Origin of the sequence: Leptospira ilyithenensis (assembly GCF_004771005.1) — a bacterium.
Classification (GTDB): domain Bacteria; phylum Spirochaetota; class Leptospiria; order Leptospirales; family Leptospiraceae; genus Leptospira_A; species Leptospira_A ilyithenensis.
Genome location: NZ_RQHV01000043.1, coordinates 247,913 through 262,099, shown reverse-complemented (window position 1 = coordinate 262,099; position 14,187 = coordinate 247,913). Strand labels below are relative to the sequence as shown.

The following is a 14,187-nucleotide window of genomic DNA, read 5'->3' as shown; positions in this document are numbered from 1 at the left end:
AACTTATTTTTTCAAATCAAAAAATAAAACGCGCAAATCAATTCCGCCATGGGTAACATGGATTGTTTTTTGTGAGAACTTTTTCAAACTGTTTCTTACTTCCATCCATTTCTCTTCGCTCGGGCAAAGTAAAAAACCGGAAAATTTACCAACTATAGATCGGTTAGTCGACAAAAACTCATCTCCCAGTCTACTTAGAGTAGATCCGATTTTTGGATATAAATTTGCATCGTCGTTACTGATTTCTTTTTTTCTAAATCCATAGGGAGGATTGAGAGGGAGAAAAACCGAGATAGGTTCGTTTTTATGGATTTCCTTTAGAAGGGAACCCAAAGGAACTTTAGGTTGGAAAAAATCCTCTATGGAAAATTCCCAATTCGGATCTTCTTTGAAAATATCCTTCCAATTGGATTTTTCTTTGGACCAATATGTGGATAACGCCGGATCGGTATCTTTCCAGAAAATTTTTTGTAAACCGGATTTATCCGTTTCACTTTTTTGCTGAATTGTTTTTTCAAAATGTGTGATTGTTTTTTCCGGAAAAATCTGCAAGTTTGGGAATACGAATTTTCTCTTCAAGGAGAGGGAAGGAAGTTTACGAACATGAATTTCCCATTCCGTTGCAAATGTTCCTGTACCAGCAAACGGAAGATATACGATGGATTGCGGGTTTGTTTCCCAACCGGCAAATTCCAATCCGTATTGAATCATAGCAGATGTCAGGTCTTCCGGCACAGGAGCGCTGGAAGCGAATTGTCCTTTCACTCCCCGAATATAAGCCGGTTCACCGAATAGTGAGAGCGTAACCGTGATTTCATTTTCATAATAGCTCCCATGGAGAAAAGATAAAATTTCGCTATGAAGGAATGAATCGGATTTCGGGAAGATGGACCTGGCTAATGGAACGGATGCTTCAATGATACGTTGGGATTCCGATTGTGCTTCGGATGCGTAGTGATTCCAGTCTTCTGTTTTTCCCAAAACGAGTCGGATGTCTTTGATAAAATGTGCATATTGAAAAAGATAAGCTATCTGGTGAGAGTTCGCATTTTCCAGTTTGATTTTTTCCGTAAAAGTTCTGAGTTTGGGCAGAGGCTGATTCGGCAACTTAATCTCAGCTAACAGGGAGTCTATTCTTTCGGAGGCCCAGGTGGCAAGTCCCGGGGGAAAGTAGATCTCCCAATTGAGGGGGGTTCCTGCTTCCGGTTTTCGAATTCTGTATTTCCAGTTCATGTTTTCCTTGATCTATTTGGTTAGTCTATACAAGGTTCATTAAACATGTCTCGCATATTTTCCCCCGAGTTTTTTCTTCTCTTCGCTTCACTACTTTGGGGAGGCACCTTTGTTGCCATAAAACTAGCATTAAATTCAGTTCCTCCCTTCTTCTTTATCGCGATCCGATTTTGGATTGCGGGATCTGTCATACTCATTTTATTTCGCAAATCCATATTCAAAAAGGAAAATCTAAAAAAGTCGATCTGGTTTCCTTCGTTATTAACCGCAATTTCCGTCTTTATTGGATATGCTTTTCAGACATTGGGACTCGTCTACACATCCGCAACCCAATCCGGATTCATTACAGGCTCCTATGTCATTTTCGTACCCATTTTACAGATTATATTTGAACGCAAATATCCCTCTTTCCGCACATGGGTTGCCACTTTTATAGTTTTAACAGGGCTGTTTTTTATTTCCCAAAATGATTCCTCTTTTGCTCACTTGCTTACTAAGATAAAGTTTTCTTTAGGCGATCTTCTAACTTTAGTTAGCGCATTTTGCTTTGCAGTGTATATGATCCAAATTGATTATTTCAGTAAAAAAGTTTCCGAGACTTCGTTTGTGTCATTTCAGATTTTATTTACAGGACTTCTTGCCACGATTTTTTGCCCCATTGAATTTTACTATTTTCCGAAATCGGAAGCGATACGATTGGATGGCTATTTTTGGGTAGGTGTGATTTATACTTCTATCTTTGCTACGATACTCACTACTAAAATCCAAACACGTTATCAAAAAACGATTTCGCCGGCGAGGGCGGGGATACTTTTTTCACTCGAACCGGTTTTTTCCTATTTGCTCGCCTATTTGATTTTAGGCGAGACTTTGACCGCGATAGGAACTTTCGGTTCCGCATTCGTCCTTTTCGGAGTCTTATTATCCGAAATGGGAAAGTGGAACAAAAGAAAAGATTAAATGATCTGATGTTCCTTTAAGGTTTGGTAAAGAATTCCGGTTGTAACTTTTAAAATGGAAAGTACAGGGATCGCAAGCAACATCCCGAAAATTCCGAAAAAGTTTCCTCCGACTGCAATTCCGATTAAAATCGCAAGAGGATGAAGGGAGACCGCGTTTGCAATGACGACCGGTTGCACGACTGCATTATCAATCAATTGCGCAACAACGACCACACCGATGATCGATCCTAGTGAAGGAGAAAGTTCGGGAAATAAAAAACAAAATAATAGAGGAGGAAGGGCTCCGAGCAGCGGTCCGAGGTATGGAATCGAATTTGCGATTCCAAGAACACATCCGAATAAAAAGAAAAACTTAACACCAACCAGATAAAATCCAAGGGAAGCAACGACTGCCATGATTCCGCATTGGATCACAAGACTTTTCAGATAACTTGTGATCTGTTGATTGGTTCTATACAATACCATTAGAAACATTTCAAAAAACCGGTTGGGGATCAGACTGATAAATGTTTTGTAAATCAAGTTTGCATCGAGTAACAAAAAGAAGCTGATAATCGGAATGATGATCATCCAGCTTAGGAAAGTAGGGATCATTAAGACCAGTTCTTTCAAAAAACTTTCCAAAGATTCCGTGAACAACTTTGCAATCTCTTCCGGATTAATGATCTTTTTCCAAAGCTCAGGATTTTGGGAAACGATCGGCAGTTCATTGAAGTCTACAATTTGAAAATTCGGATCCGACATTTTCAAAGACCAGTCGGCTATGACCGGTTGCGCTTTTTCAAACAGATTGGGAATATAGTAGGCAAGAAACCAATATCCGAACGAAGTGATAACTCCGAATAATACAAGTATGGTGATCCATCTTGGAATCCCTCTGGATTCCAAATGATCCACAACACCATGCAAAATATAAAAATGAATCCCGGAAATAAGCAAAGGTACTGCTAAAAATTTTACTCCGATAAGCCCGATGCATATGGTAATTCCTATCAGGGTAAAAAAAGAAATTTTAACGATTAGGGAAGAAATACTATTCGGCTGCATTTTTTTTCTTAGCTCTTTTGCTTTTGAAATACGCGGTTTCCAATGTATCGTTTGTTTTGCGAAGCCTGTCTGCGATGATTCCTGCAAAACTCAAAAGCAAATCATTTCCCACTCTCGGTTTTGTTTCGAGTAGGGTTTTCAGTTCTGGCTGAAAAAATCCAAGCAAGATGGAATCAACTACTGCTACCGCAGTTGCTGAACGGGGAATATCCTGAAATAACGCAAGTTCACCGAAAAAAGCACCTTTCTCCAGTTCTGCGAGCTTGAGTGTAATTCCCTCTCTTTGCGAAGAAATTTCCACTTTACCGTTAAGGATAAGATATACTCCGGTTCCCGCTTGGCCTTGGAAAAAAATAGTTTCTCCGGCATAATACTTTCTTTTGTGAATAAGCCTTGCGACTTCCCGCAGAGTTCTCCTGGGCAATCCTTGGAAGATCGCAGTTTCCCGGAGAAAATGTGAAATTTCTGTAATGGGGTTGTCGTCACGTTTTAAAATCGATTTCCAAAGTGGGAGTTGCATAGATCCTCTCTTATATAAATCGGATAGACGGGGGCTGGAATTGAAAAATCTTGAGATATGTGAGTCAGGCTTTTTTTGTTACCGGAACCGGAACGGATGTAGGAAAAACTTTTTTTTCCTCACTCTTTATGGCAAAGTATGCCCGTAAGTACGAGTATCAGTACTGGAAACCGATCCAAACCGGACTTTCCGAAGTAGACGACACAAATTTTATCCGAAAAGTTACAAACTTCGAAGATAGTTTCTTTCAAAAACCGATTTACGGCTTTTCCCATGCCTCCAGTCCTCATTATGCCGCAAAAAAAGAATCCAATGAAATAGATCCCAAACTGGTTTTGAATCAAATCAATTCTCAGAGACATAAGCGGATTCTGATTGAAGGTGCAGGCGGAATATTTGTTCCTTGGACGGAAAATTTTCTAGGATGGCAAGGAATCCAACAAACCAATCTTAAAGTAGTGGTAGTCGGTTCTTCCGAACTTGGTACGATCAATCACACATTGATGACCTTGGAGTGTTTGTTGAATCGTTATATTCCCGTAATCGGATTTTATCTGGTAGGTCCCAAAAACGAGCTGATCGAAGACAATCAGAGCATCATACAGAAGTTTGGTGGTACGCCTTGTCTCGGTCATACCTCCTTTCCTATGCAAAAACTTTCACCACTTGAATTTATTTCCTATGCGGAATCTTTTTTTGATACGGATCGTTCCGTGATCAATTCGATTATGGATATGGAAGGGGATGAATTTGTTTTCTGAAGAAACTTCCACTTGGATTCCGCTTACAATACAAAATACTAAAGAATCGATTTTGCAGATTCAATCTGCATCTAAGGAATTTCTTTACGGAAAAGACGGAAAAGAATACATCGACGGGATTTCTTCCTGGTGGACTTGCATTCATGGACATCGCCATCCGGAAATTATGCAAGCGATACAAAAGCAGACAGAAGTTTTAGATCATGTAATGCTTGCAGGGTTTCTTCATGAGCCTGCGGAATCTTTGTCGAAGAAGATTCTGGATCTCGCGGGAGGAAACTACAAAAAAGTATTTTATTCAGATAACGGATCTAATGCGGTAGAGATCGCACTTAAACTTGCCATTCAATATTACAAAAACAGGGACGGAGAAAAAAGCGGAAGGCATCGTTCCAAGTTCATCGTTTTTTCCTCTTCTTATCATGGAGATAGCATCGGAGGGATGAATGTCTCGGGGATTACTTATTTCAATCGGATTTTTGCCGAGTTGAGGTTTCCTGTTTTTGAAATAGGTGCACCCAACCGGTTTCAATTTTCTTCGAAAGAGGAAATTAGCGCACATTATACGGATATTCTTTCACAGGTAACAGATGCAATTTCGGAACACCCTGGCGAATATGCGGGTGTAGTCATCGAGCCATTGGTGTTCGGAGCTGCAGGGATGGTATTTTATGATTCCGAATTCCTTCGCGGGTTAAAAAAGATTACAAACGAATTGGATATACTTTTGATCTTTGATGAAGTGTTTACAGGTATGGGAAGGACCGGAGAATATTTTGCATTTCAAAAGGCGGATGCGGTTCCTGATTTGCTTGCTTTTGCGAAAGGCCTGACAGGCGGATCACTCCCTCTTGCCGCAACTCTTGTTACGGAAAAAATCTATACTGCTTTTTTGACAGAAGATCCGTACAAATCTTTTTTCCATGCGCACACAATGACAGGGAATCCTTTGGCATGTAGCGCCAGTTTGGCGAGTATCGGCATCTTGGAAAAAGAGGGTTTGGATCAGGTAAAAAATCTGGAGATATCCTTTCGTAAACGAATGGAAAAACTTGTTTTTTCAAACCCTGGCAAAATCCTGAATCCAAGGATCCTCGGGAGTATTTGCGCGTTCGAATTGAATCAGAAGATCGGGGAGGATGAGTACCTCAATCCGATCGGAAAAAAACTTCGGGCAAAATTATTGGATAAAAACATTCTTCTGCGCCCTTTGGGAAATACAGTCTACATCACCCCTCCTTATAATATTTCGGATTCCTCTTTGGACCGGATTTTTTTCGCACTAGACGAAGCGATCGGTTCCCTCTGATTTCTTCGTTTACAAGACCGACTCTTCCACTGACATTGCAAACATGATTGCAACCCAGTCTATAGCGACTATTTCTTCCGAACCTTCCGTCATTACCCCAGAAGAGGCCCTTGCCATCCTGGAAGGGAAAGAACCTTTTCTGTATGTCCTCAAGGAAGCAAGTGACCAAAGATTCAAATACTTCGGAAACAAAGTTCGCATTCATATCCTGGACAATATTAAAAACGGGTATTGCCCGGAAGATTGCGGTTACTGCGCACAAAGAAAGGGTGGAGATTCCGGAATCAAAGAATACTCTCTCAAGTCCGAGGAAGAAATCTGGGAAGATGCCAAGCTGGCAAAAGCAAGCGGTGCTTATCGTTTTTGTATGGTAACCTCCGGGCGTGGTCCGACGGACAAAGCTGTGGATAAATTGGCAACAACCATAAGCCGCATCAATTCAGAGTTAGGTTTAAAGGTTTGTCTTTCTGCCGGGATTTTGGATGCCAAGAAAGCGCGGGTATTGAAGGACGCGGGACTTGACAGATACAATCACAATCTCAATACTTCCGAATCCAATTATAATGAAATTTGTTCTACTCATACTTTCAAGGACAGGCTTTCAACTTTGGAAGCTGCATCTTCCGCAGAAATAGGTCTTTGTTCAGGACTCATCGTCGGGATGGGAGAACAAAACTCCGATTTGGTTCAAGTTGCTTTCGAATTAAAAAGACTGGGAGTCATATCGATTCCGGTTAATTTCTTCATTCCTATCAAAGGTCACGCTGTTGCATTAAACACCAGTTTGACGCCTGAATATTGCATTCGTGTGCTATCCGTATTCCGATTGGTAAATCCTGATTCTGAAATCCGAATCGGAGCGGGGAGAGAAGGTCATCTCGGATCATTGCAATCCATGGGTCTTTATGTTGCGAATTCCTTGTTTGCAGATGGATACCTGAATGTAAAGGGAAGTGAGATTTCACAAACCATGAATCTCATCCGAGATTGCGGAATGGTTCCTGAATTTTCAGAAGGGATTCCCCAAGGTTGGGAAAACTATGAAAAGGAATTTTTGTATGAGGAAAAAAACTTTCCGGACTTATATAAATTCAAAAAGTAGTTTGCCTTTTTAGAATAGAAGGGTAATATTCTTCTACTTTCCCTTTCCCAGAGAAAATAGAATGTCAAAACCCTCTCTTCCTTTTGGAAAACAGATCAGTTATGCAGTTGGCCAACTCGGTTGGTCCACACTGATCAATATCATTGGCCTTCACCAAGTTTATTTTTATCTCCCTCCTGCACCGAAAACAGGAGAAGACTGTTTTCCCGACCTGATAGAAAAGATGGCGTTTTGGGGGCTTTCTACTATCGGTGTGGTAGCGGCAGTGGGAAGGTTGTGGGATGCAATTACTGATCCCATTGTGGCGAATTCTTCGGACAGATTCAGATCAAAGTTCGGCAGGCGAATCCCCTATCTGGCATTAGGTGGAATTCCCGCAGCAATCTTTTGCTGGCTGATCTTTCTTCCTCCGAATCATTTCATTTCAGGGCTGAATCTTGTCTGGATGACGGTATTTATGCTCTTATTTTATTTGTTTCTCACTATATATGTGACTCCGTATTTTGCACTCATTCCCGAGCTAGGCCATACCCCGAACGAAAGGCTTAATCTTTCCACTTATATATCCGTTACCTACGCACTGGGGATCATTGTGGCATCTACAGAGCCAATGATTGCCAATGTTTTGAGTGCTTCCTTTTCGTATTCTCCGGATCCCGCCATCCAGTCCCTCTTTTCCCGTCAATATGCATTGGGAATTCTCTGCGGATTTGCGGCCATTTGCATGTATTTTCCTGTGTTTGCCATTAAAGAAAAAACATACTGCGAGTCGGAGCCGTCCAGCGTTCCTTTCCGGGAAGCGATCGTGCTTACTTTCAAAAACAAGAACTTTCTGTATTTCGCATTATCCGACCTCTGTTATTTTCTCGCATTAACCGTATTAACTACAGGTATTTCCTATTATGTTACCGTATTGCTCCGGTTAGAGCGTGAATTTGTGACTCAGCTTCTTACGATTATGCTTCTTGTTTCTTTTGCTTTTTATCCGGTAGTAAATATCGTAGCACGAAAAGTAGGGAAGAAACGTACGGTTCTTTTCGGATTTTATATTTTTCTAATACTCTTCTTATCCATCTTCTTTATCGGAAAAGACAGTTTGCCGATTCCGTCACATATCCAGGGTTATTTGATTGTTGCAGTCGCTGCGGTTCCCATTGCGATTTTGGGCATTCTACCAAATGCAATACTCGCGGATATTGCGGAACTTGATGCATTGAAAACAGGTTCCAAACGGGAAGGGTTGTTCTATGCAGGCAGAACCTTTATGCAAAAGTTGGGACAAACACTAGCAGTTCTTATTTTCAGTTCCGTCATTTTGATAGGATTGGATAAGGAATCCAAAAAACATGTTTCTCCGAATGTTACCGGAATCATTGCGCCTTCTGTTGCTGAAACTTCTTCGAAAGAATTGCAAGTAAAATCTGAATCCGGTTCAGATGCGAAAAATATAAGAGAAAACAATAAAAATCTAATAGAAAAGATCGTCTGTAAAGTCGAAGAAAAAGAGAATGGTGGAGAACTGGGTGTTCGTTTAACAGGACCGTTGGCCTCCGGGTTCTGCCTTTTGGCAATTTTTCTTTTCGGAAAATATCGAGAAGAAGAGACTTTAGAAGAGATTGCCAAGATACGTAATAAATAAAATCTGGTATTCGGAGATAGATAGATGAGATATCGCATAGAGACAACCAAGCTGAAGAATGGATACATCGAAGCTAAACTCATTGAAACTACAACAAACAATCCGATTGAATTTCGCATATGCGACACGGAAGAATACGCTCAGTCGCAAATCAAAGATTGGCAAAAGCGCTTCCGAATGAATGAGCCGGGCGAACAAGAATAATTCAATTTCCACCCATCTCCTTCTTTGGGTGTTTTTCTCTTTCTCCTTAGTGGGTTGTAGCCTTCGACCCAGCAAAGACTATTACGATCCAAACTTTGTATGTTTCAATGAGCCTGGTTGGCGCAACCAAAAGGATTTCAAACAGTACATAGAAAAGATTTGGTTTCCCGTAAGGCTTCTTTACAGTGAAGACAATAAATCTAGAAAATCTTCCCGGGTTGTTTTTGTTGGAAACAGCCTCGTACATTTATTTTTACCCGAATTAATCAAAAAAGAATTTCCAAATCAGAATGTCACCAATCGCGGAATAGGTGGTGATATGACTGAGACATTGCTTTCCCGTATCCAGGATGATGTTTTAACTCTCTCTCCTTCCGTGATCGTTATGGAGATAGGAGGGAATGACATGATCCAGGGGAAATGTTTGTCTCTCGTTCAAAGAAATTTTCAATCCATCATAGAAACCATTCATAAAAAGAATCCGTCCATTCGGGTGATTGTGATGGCAGTTCCTCCTACCAAAGTGCGGGAGCTGAATCAAATCGTTCCTGTTTATAATCTATTTTTGGCAAATTTTGCCCGTAAAACAAAAAATGTGGAATATGTGGAAGTTTGGGATGATCTCCGAAAACCGGACGAACTTTTTTTACGAGAAGAATTTGTAAGGGAAAACGGGGACAAACTTCATTTTAATGAAAAAGGTTACGAAATCTGGGGAAAAAAACTCCGTCCTCTCGTTCCATAAAAGTTTTATATTCATGTCTGTATTATTATTTATCAAAAAGGGAAAGTTTGAGAATTTTTCCTTTGTTTCTTCCATCCAAAATCAAGACTTAAAAAGCAAACTTCTCGTAAATCCAGTACCTTCTTTTTCTTTCGATCATTCCTGTATTGAGATCCGGTTGGAAAACTCTCTCCCCAGAGAAGAGCTCGTGGGACTACGGGCTGCCGTTTCTTCCGATCGGATTGATGTGTTGCAGATAGAAAATCATTTAAATCCGAAGGAACCGAATCTATTTTGTTTTGATATGGATTCCACTGTGATACAGGAAGAAGTGATTGATGAATTGGCCCGCAAACACGGAGTTTACGAACAAGTCGCTTCTGTCACCAAACAAGCGATGGACGGCGGGATGGGATTTGAAGAAGCACTTAGAAAAAGAGTGATTCTTCTGAACGGATTGTCACGAAAAAGTTTCGGAGAAGTTTACGAACTCCTTCATTTGAATCCCGGAATGGATATCCTATTCCAAGAACTGCCAAAGTTTCAAACAAAAATTTCGATTCTCAGCGGAGGCTTTACTCCTGTGTTGGATCTATTTGCAAAAAAATATCCGGTTTCTTTTTACCGGGCAAATCATCTGGAAGAAAAAGAAGGTGTCTTTACCGGAGAGATCTTGGGTGAGATCATCGGTAAGGAAAAGAAAGCGGAGTATCTGAATTTGTATTCCAATGAACAAAATATCACCAAACAACAGATTGTTGCCGTTGGGGATGGTGCCAATGACGGTCTTATGTTGCAATCCGCATCTATCGGAATCGGTTTTCACGCGAAGCAGGGATTAAAAGATCAGATTTTGAATTGGATCGATTTTTCTGATATGAGCGTTTTACTCTTTCTCTTTCGACCAGCGGCTTAGTTCTTCCAATATCTGCAAGGCTTCGATCGGTGGGATGGAATTGATCGATAGGTTTTTCAGTTTTTTCAAAATTCTCTCCTCGCTTACGGATTTTCCAGGCAATGTGGACTCCAATAGATTTCCGAAAAGAAGAGGTTCTTCCTTTCTTACTTTGATTTCTCTTTTTTTGGATTCGAGTCCTAGAAGTATATTCGATGCTCTCTCCGTCACTTCTTTGGGAAGCCCTGCGAGTTTGGCTACGTAGATTCCGAAGGATTGTTTTGATTTTCCCTTTTTTACTTTTTTAAGGAATAATACTTCTCCTTCTTTCTCAAAAGTATCCAGGTATAAATTAAAAATCCCTTTTCCTTTTTCAAGCTCGGTAAGTTCGTGATAATGTGTTGCAAAGATCGTTTTCGGTCTGGGAAAATTACCGGATAAAAATTCTATAATGGCCCAGGCAATCGACAAACCATCGTAAGTCGATGTTCCCCGTCCCACTTCATCAAAAAGAATCAAACTATTTTCCGTAAATTGGCTCAGAATATAAGCGGTTTCTTTCATTTCCACGAAGAATGTGGATTCTCCCGTAGTAAGATTGTCACCGGAACCGATTCGGGTAAATATGCGATCCACAATGGGAAGTGAAGCCGATTTGATCGGAAGATAAGATCCCATTTGGAAAAGAATCTGATTGATCGCCACCTGACGCATATAAGTTGACTTACCTGCCATATTGGGCCCCGTCAGAATGGCAATGGAGTCTTCTTTCGGATCCAGATCCAGTGAGTTGGGAACAAACCTGTCCCCCAAAGGAAGGAAAGCTTCCACAACAGGATGGCGGGCATCTGTCAGGATCATCTTGCCGTCTTCTCTGATCTCAGGTCGTATCCATTGGTATTCTTCCTTGCATTGGGTGAGGGAGATATGGTAGTCCAGGGAAGCTACCTCGGTTGCCATTTGTAAAAAGTTGGGAAAGCTCTTCAGTGCTTCCGCAATTAAAAAATCAAATTCTTCTTTTTCGATCCTTTCTGTAATTTCATCCGCTTCCAGGATCGATCTTTCTTTTTCTTCCAATTCGGGAGAAGTGAATCTTTCCCCTGTAACAAGAGTTTGTTTCTTTACGAAATGGTCGGGAGCGTCTTTTGCCTGCATCCTTGAGATTTCAAAAAAGTAACCTAAGATTTTATTATAACGAATCTTTAAAGAAGAGAGGCCTGATTCTTTTTTTTCCCTTTCCTCCAATTCCAAGATCCAATCTTTTCCTTTTTCTTTGGCAAGTGTGGCAAGATCGTATTCTTTAGAGTAACCTGCCTTGATAAAAGGAGAGTTTCCCAAAAAGACAGGAAGTTCGCCGGGAAAAACTCTTTCTTCGAGTAGAGTTCCGAATAAGACCAGTTCTTTGGATAAATCGGCGAAAGGAAAGGCTATGGTATCCAGGGTCTCCTTTACGGATCCATATGCAGAGATGGTTTTTTGGATTCCGTTCATATCTCTGGGAGACGCTTTGCCTCCGCGAAACCGAGCTAACACCCGTTCCATATCTATCATTTCCGATAGTTTTGTTTGGACTTGGATTCTCTCTTTTTTGCCGGAGATTAAAATTTCAATCTTGTCCCAATGGGATCTGATCATCTCCGGATTTCTTGTAGGGAAAAGAATTCTTTGTCTCAGGTATCTTTTTCCGCTCGGGGTAGTACAACGATTCAGAATTCCGAATAGAGTATGATTTTTATTGTTTTCGTTTTCAACCAGTTCCAGATGGGAAATGGTTCTTTCATCCAATCCTAAAAATTCGGATTCGTCGATGAGCCTCGGAGATTTGAAACTAAAGTTATGTTGGCGGTAATTGTATTTGAGATAACAATCCAAAACATGCACAAGCACCTGAGCCCCTGTTTGTTTGTCACTGGGTAGAAATTCAGGTAAAAGAGGAGTTAGGATGAGTTGCCTGTCCCGCCCGAGTTCCGGGATGGATTGTTTGGATGTTTCCGCGTACAATAATTCTTTCGGAGAAAATCTTTCGATCGTATCTTTGATTTTTTCTTTTTCCGTGGCAGTGTAATAAAAATAAACCAGCTCTGCCGTGGTGACATCAGCAAATGCCAGATAGACGGTATTTTTTTCCTGCCAAAACACTGACAAATAATTGTTTTGGTATCCGCTGAGCAAATGATCTTCAACGACGGTTCCGGGTGTGATGATGCGCACCACTTCCCTAAGCATGATTTTCGCTTTCGGATCATCCGACTTGACCTGCTCGCAGACTACTACCTTTCTGCCTGCGGAAAGCAGTCTTGCAATATAACCTTCCGCAGCATGATAGGGAATCCCTGCCATAGGGATTTGATTTTGTCTTTTGGTGAGGGTGATGTCCAATAGCAGACTCGCGTCCTTTGCGTCGTCCTGGAACATTTCATAAAAATCCCCCATTCGGAAAAAAACAATGGAATCGGGGTGTTGCGTTTTTACTTCCGCAAACTGCCGCATAACTGGCGTATTTAGTGCATCATCCTCTGACATTTTTCACCAATTGTCTGATTTTTTCCGGATCTTTTTTTCCGTCTGTCTCCACGCCGCTTGCCACATCGATTCCGAAAGGATTCAGATAATCCAATGCTTCCCGAACATTTTCAGGAGTGATCCCTCCGGCAAGTAAGTAGGGACGTTTTACATTTTTTACATACTCCCAAGGAAAACTTTCGCCTGTTCCCCCTCCCAATCCTTTTTTGTAACTGTCCAAAATCACAAAGGGCAACTCGGGGCAAAGAATGGATTCGTCTTTTACCTCTTCACTGATTCTAAATGAAGGAAGTAATTTTTTATTGTTCAGATAATGGTTCCATATATCAGTCGTTAGTTTGTTATCGCCTTGAATGAATTGTACGTAATCAGGCTCGTATTTTTCGATAACGGATCGGATCTCTGCGATTTCGTTATTGTAGAACAGAAAAACGATTTTGGGAAAACCTTCGGTATGTCTCGTTCGAATCAGATTTGGGATTTCATTTTCTTTGATATTTCTGGGAGAGTTCGGAGAAAAATTCAGACCGATCAGATCTACTTTCAAATCCGCACAAACTTGTATGATTTCAGGAGTTCTGATCCCGCAGATTTTAATTTTGGCTCCCATAGGAGCCAGATTGTATCAATTCAGATCGGAGGCAATCGAACCTTTGTATCCGTAGTGCAAAAATTTCAGGAAACTATCTTCGTATTTGAGCATTTCCGCCTTGGTGATATTTTGGCGGATCATTTGTACGAATATATTCAAAAAGAAGGATAGTATATTTCGAACTACAAATTCGTTAATTTCTCCGCGAAAATTTGCGTTCGCCGCTTTGAATTCCTGGTATTGATCAAAACTGATTTTTGTAAATCGGGTGAGAGCTTTTTCCGGAAAGTCTTCCAATGTGGATCCTTGGGACTTTAGCAGAAGTAAGACGAAGTCATCCCTATTGGCATCTACATAATCCAGTGCAATATTGAATCGTTCTTTCCAATTTTCATAAGAGTCATTGAATCTTTTTTCAAAGTAGTTTGGCTGGGAAATGAACTGAAATGCTTTTTCCATACCCGAAAGAATGGGACCAAGTATCTCAACAAGAAGGTGTTCTTTGTTTTCGAAATAATTGTATATATTGCTCGTTGAGACTTTTGCCTTTTTGGCAATCGTCCTCATAGACGCTTTTTCAAAGCCCAATTGGATGAATTCTTCTCTTGCGGCTTGCAAGATCTCTCGTCTTGTGTGTTCTTTCGGGGTCTGCATGATCCTGAACGTTGTTTCCTAA

At 40.8% G+C, this 14,187-nt stretch carries 14 protein-coding genes; 8 read left to right on the top strand and 6 right to left on the bottom strand.

Features of this window, described 5'->3' with window-relative positions; translation table 11 throughout:
* Nucleotides 1-3: 3 nt before the first annotated feature.
* Nucleotides 4-1,233 (bottom strand): hypothetical protein, encoded by a 1,230-nt coding sequence (locus tag EHS11_RS09645; protein WP_135764174.1) that lies wholly within the window; start codon nucleotides 1,231-1,233, stop codon nucleotides 4-6.
* A gap of 45 nt (nucleotides 1,234-1,278) precedes the next feature.
* Between EHS11_RS09645 and EHS11_RS09640 the strand changes: the two genes are divergently transcribed.
* A complete protein-coding gene (locus tag EHS11_RS09640) occupies nucleotides 1,279-2,193 on the top strand; it encodes a DMT family transporter (RefSeq protein WP_135764173.1) in 915 nt (304 codons plus the stop codon).
* On the opposite strand, the gene EHS11_RS09635 is transcribed toward EHS11_RS09640, so the two are convergent.
* Together EHS11_RS09635 and EHS11_RS09630 are read right to left on the bottom strand one after the other, a co-directional pair.
* Entirely contained in the window at nucleotides 2,190-3,242 is a 1,053-nt protein-coding gene (locus EHS11_RS09635; protein ID WP_135764172.1) for an AI-2E family transporter, read from the bottom strand. The genes EHS11_RS09640 and EHS11_RS09635 overlap by 4 nt on opposite strands.
* Nucleotides 3,229-3,762 (bottom strand): cyclic nucleotide-binding domain-containing protein, encoded by a 534-nt coding sequence (locus EHS11_RS09630; RefSeq protein ID WP_135764171.1) that lies wholly within the window; start codon nucleotides 3,760-3,762, stop codon nucleotides 3,229-3,231. The genes EHS11_RS09635 and EHS11_RS09630 overlap by 14 nt, the downstream gene beginning before the upstream one ends.
* Nucleotides 3,763-3,821: 59 nt before the next feature.
* Here EHS11_RS09630 and bioD point away from each other — a divergent pair, with 59 nt between their 5' ends.
* The 7 genes from bioD to serB all read left to right on the top strand — a co-directional run bounded on the left by bioD (nucleotide 3,822) and on the right by serB (nucleotide 10,417).
* Nucleotides 3,822-4,523, top strand: a complete 702-nt coding sequence (gene bioD, locus EHS11_RS09625) for a dethiobiotin synthase (RefSeq protein ID WP_135764170.1) — start codon at nucleotides 3,822-3,824, stop codon at nucleotides 4,521-4,523.
* The gene (bioA, locus tag EHS11_RS09620; RefSeq protein WP_135764169.1) at nucleotides 4,507-5,832 is read left to right on the top strand and encodes an adenosylmethionine--8-amino-7-oxononanoate transaminase; all 1,326 of its coding nucleotides are present in this window, start codon (nucleotides 4,507-4,509) and stop codon (nucleotides 5,830-5,832) included. Before bioD ends, bioA begins: the two co-directional genes overlap by 17 nt.
* Before the next feature lie 43 nt (nucleotides 5,833-5,875).
* Entirely contained in the window at nucleotides 5,876-6,934 is a 1,059-nt protein-coding gene (gene bioB / locus EHS11_RS09615; protein WP_135764168.1) for a biotin synthase BioB, read from the top strand.
* 61 nt (nucleotides 6,935-6,995) lie between these two features.
* On the top strand, nucleotides 6,996-8,573 hold the full coding sequence (locus tag EHS11_RS09610; RefSeq protein WP_246047736.1) for an MFS transporter: 1,578 nt from the start codon (nucleotides 6,996-6,998) through the stop codon (nucleotides 8,571-8,573).
* Between the two features lie 24 nt (nucleotides 8,574-8,597).
* Nucleotides 8,598-8,777 carry a hypothetical protein gene (locus EHS11_RS09605; RefSeq protein ID WP_109020442.1) on the top strand — a complete coding sequence of 60 codons (180 nt, stop codon included), beginning with the start codon at nucleotides 8,598-8,600 and terminating at the stop codon, nucleotides 8,775-8,777.
* Nucleotides 8,755-9,522: an SGNH/GDSL hydrolase family protein gene (locus tag EHS11_RS09600; RefSeq protein WP_135764167.1), complete on the top strand. Its 768-nt coding sequence runs from the start codon at nucleotides 8,755-8,757 to the stop codon at nucleotides 9,520-9,522. Before EHS11_RS09605 ends, EHS11_RS09600 begins: the two co-directional genes overlap by 23 nt.
* Before the next feature lie 13 nt (nucleotides 9,523-9,535).
* Nucleotides 9,536-10,417 carry a phosphoserine phosphatase SerB gene (gene serB, locus EHS11_RS09595; RefSeq protein WP_135764166.1) on the top strand — a complete coding sequence of 294 codons (882 nt, stop codon included), beginning with the start codon at nucleotides 9,536-9,538 and terminating at the stop codon, nucleotides 10,415-10,417.
* On the opposite strand, the gene mutS is transcribed toward serB, so the two are convergent.
* From mutS to EHS11_RS09580, 3 genes are read right to left on the bottom strand one after another with little or no spacing between them, the layout of a single operon-like run.
* The gene (mutS, locus tag EHS11_RS09590; RefSeq protein WP_135764165.1) at nucleotides 10,388-12,919 is read right to left on the bottom strand and encodes a DNA mismatch repair protein MutS; all 2,532 of its coding nucleotides are present in this window, start codon (nucleotides 12,917-12,919) and stop codon (nucleotides 10,388-10,390) included. The genes serB and mutS overlap by 30 nt on opposite strands.
* Complete coding sequence (locus EHS11_RS09585; RefSeq protein ID WP_135764164.1) at nucleotides 12,906-13,529, bottom strand: phosphoribosylanthranilate isomerase; 624 nt, start codon at nucleotides 13,527-13,529, stop codon at nucleotides 12,906-12,908. The genes mutS and EHS11_RS09585 overlap by 14 nt, the downstream gene beginning before the upstream one ends.
* A gap of 15 nt (nucleotides 13,530-13,544) precedes the next feature.
* The gene (locus EHS11_RS09580; RefSeq protein WP_135764163.1) at nucleotides 13,545-14,165 is read right to left on the bottom strand and encodes a TetR/AcrR family transcriptional regulator; all 621 of its coding nucleotides are present in this window, start codon (nucleotides 14,163-14,165) and stop codon (nucleotides 13,545-13,547) included.
* Between the last annotated feature and the right edge of the window lie 22 nt (nucleotides 14,166-14,187).

Coding starts and splice junctions, on each gene's coding strand:
- EHS11_RS09645 (WP_135764174.1), bottom strand. CDS start 1,233: ATGAACTGGAAATACAGAATTCGAAAACCGGAAGCAGGAACCCCCCTC.
- EHS11_RS09640 (WP_135764173.1), top strand. CDS start 1,279: ATGTCTCGCATATTTTCCCCCGAGTTTTTTCTTCTCTTCGCTTCACTA.
- EHS11_RS09635 (WP_135764172.1), bottom strand. CDS start 3,242: ATGCAGCCGAATAGTATTTCTTCCCTAATCGTTAAAATTTCTTTTTTT.
- EHS11_RS09630 (WP_135764171.1), bottom strand. CDS start 3,762: ATGCAACTCCCACTTTGGAAATCGATTTTAAAACGTGACGACAACCCC.
- bioA (WP_135764169.1), top strand. CDS start 4,507: ATGAATTTGTTTTCTGAAGAAACTTCCACTTGGATTCCGCTTACAATA.
- bioB (WP_135764168.1), top strand. CDS start 5,876: ATGATTGCAACCCAGTCTATAGCGACTATTTCTTCCGAACCTTCCGTC.
- EHS11_RS09610 (WP_246047736.1), top strand. CDS start 6,996: ATGTCAAAACCCTCTCTTCCTTTTGGAAAACAGATCAGTTATGCAGTT.
- EHS11_RS09605 (WP_109020442.1), top strand. CDS start 8,598: ATGAGATATCGCATAGAGACAACCAAGCTGAAGAATGGATACATCGAA.
- EHS11_RS09600 (WP_135764167.1), top strand. CDS start 8,755: ATGAGCCGGGCGAACAAGAATAATTCAATTTCCACCCATCTCCTTCTT.
- serB (WP_135764166.1), top strand. CDS start 9,536: ATGTCTGTATTATTATTTATCAAAAAGGGAAAGTTTGAGAATTTTTCC.
- mutS (WP_135764165.1), bottom strand. CDS start 12,919: ATGTCAGAGGATGATGCACTAAATACGCCAGTTATGCGGCAGTTTGCG.
- EHS11_RS09585 (WP_135764164.1), bottom strand. CDS start 13,529: ATGGGAGCCAAAATTAAAATCTGCGGGATCAGAACTCCTGAAATCATA.
- EHS11_RS09580 (WP_135764163.1), bottom strand. CDS start 14,165: ATGCAGACCCCGAAAGAACACACAAGACGAGAGATCTTGCAAGCCGCA.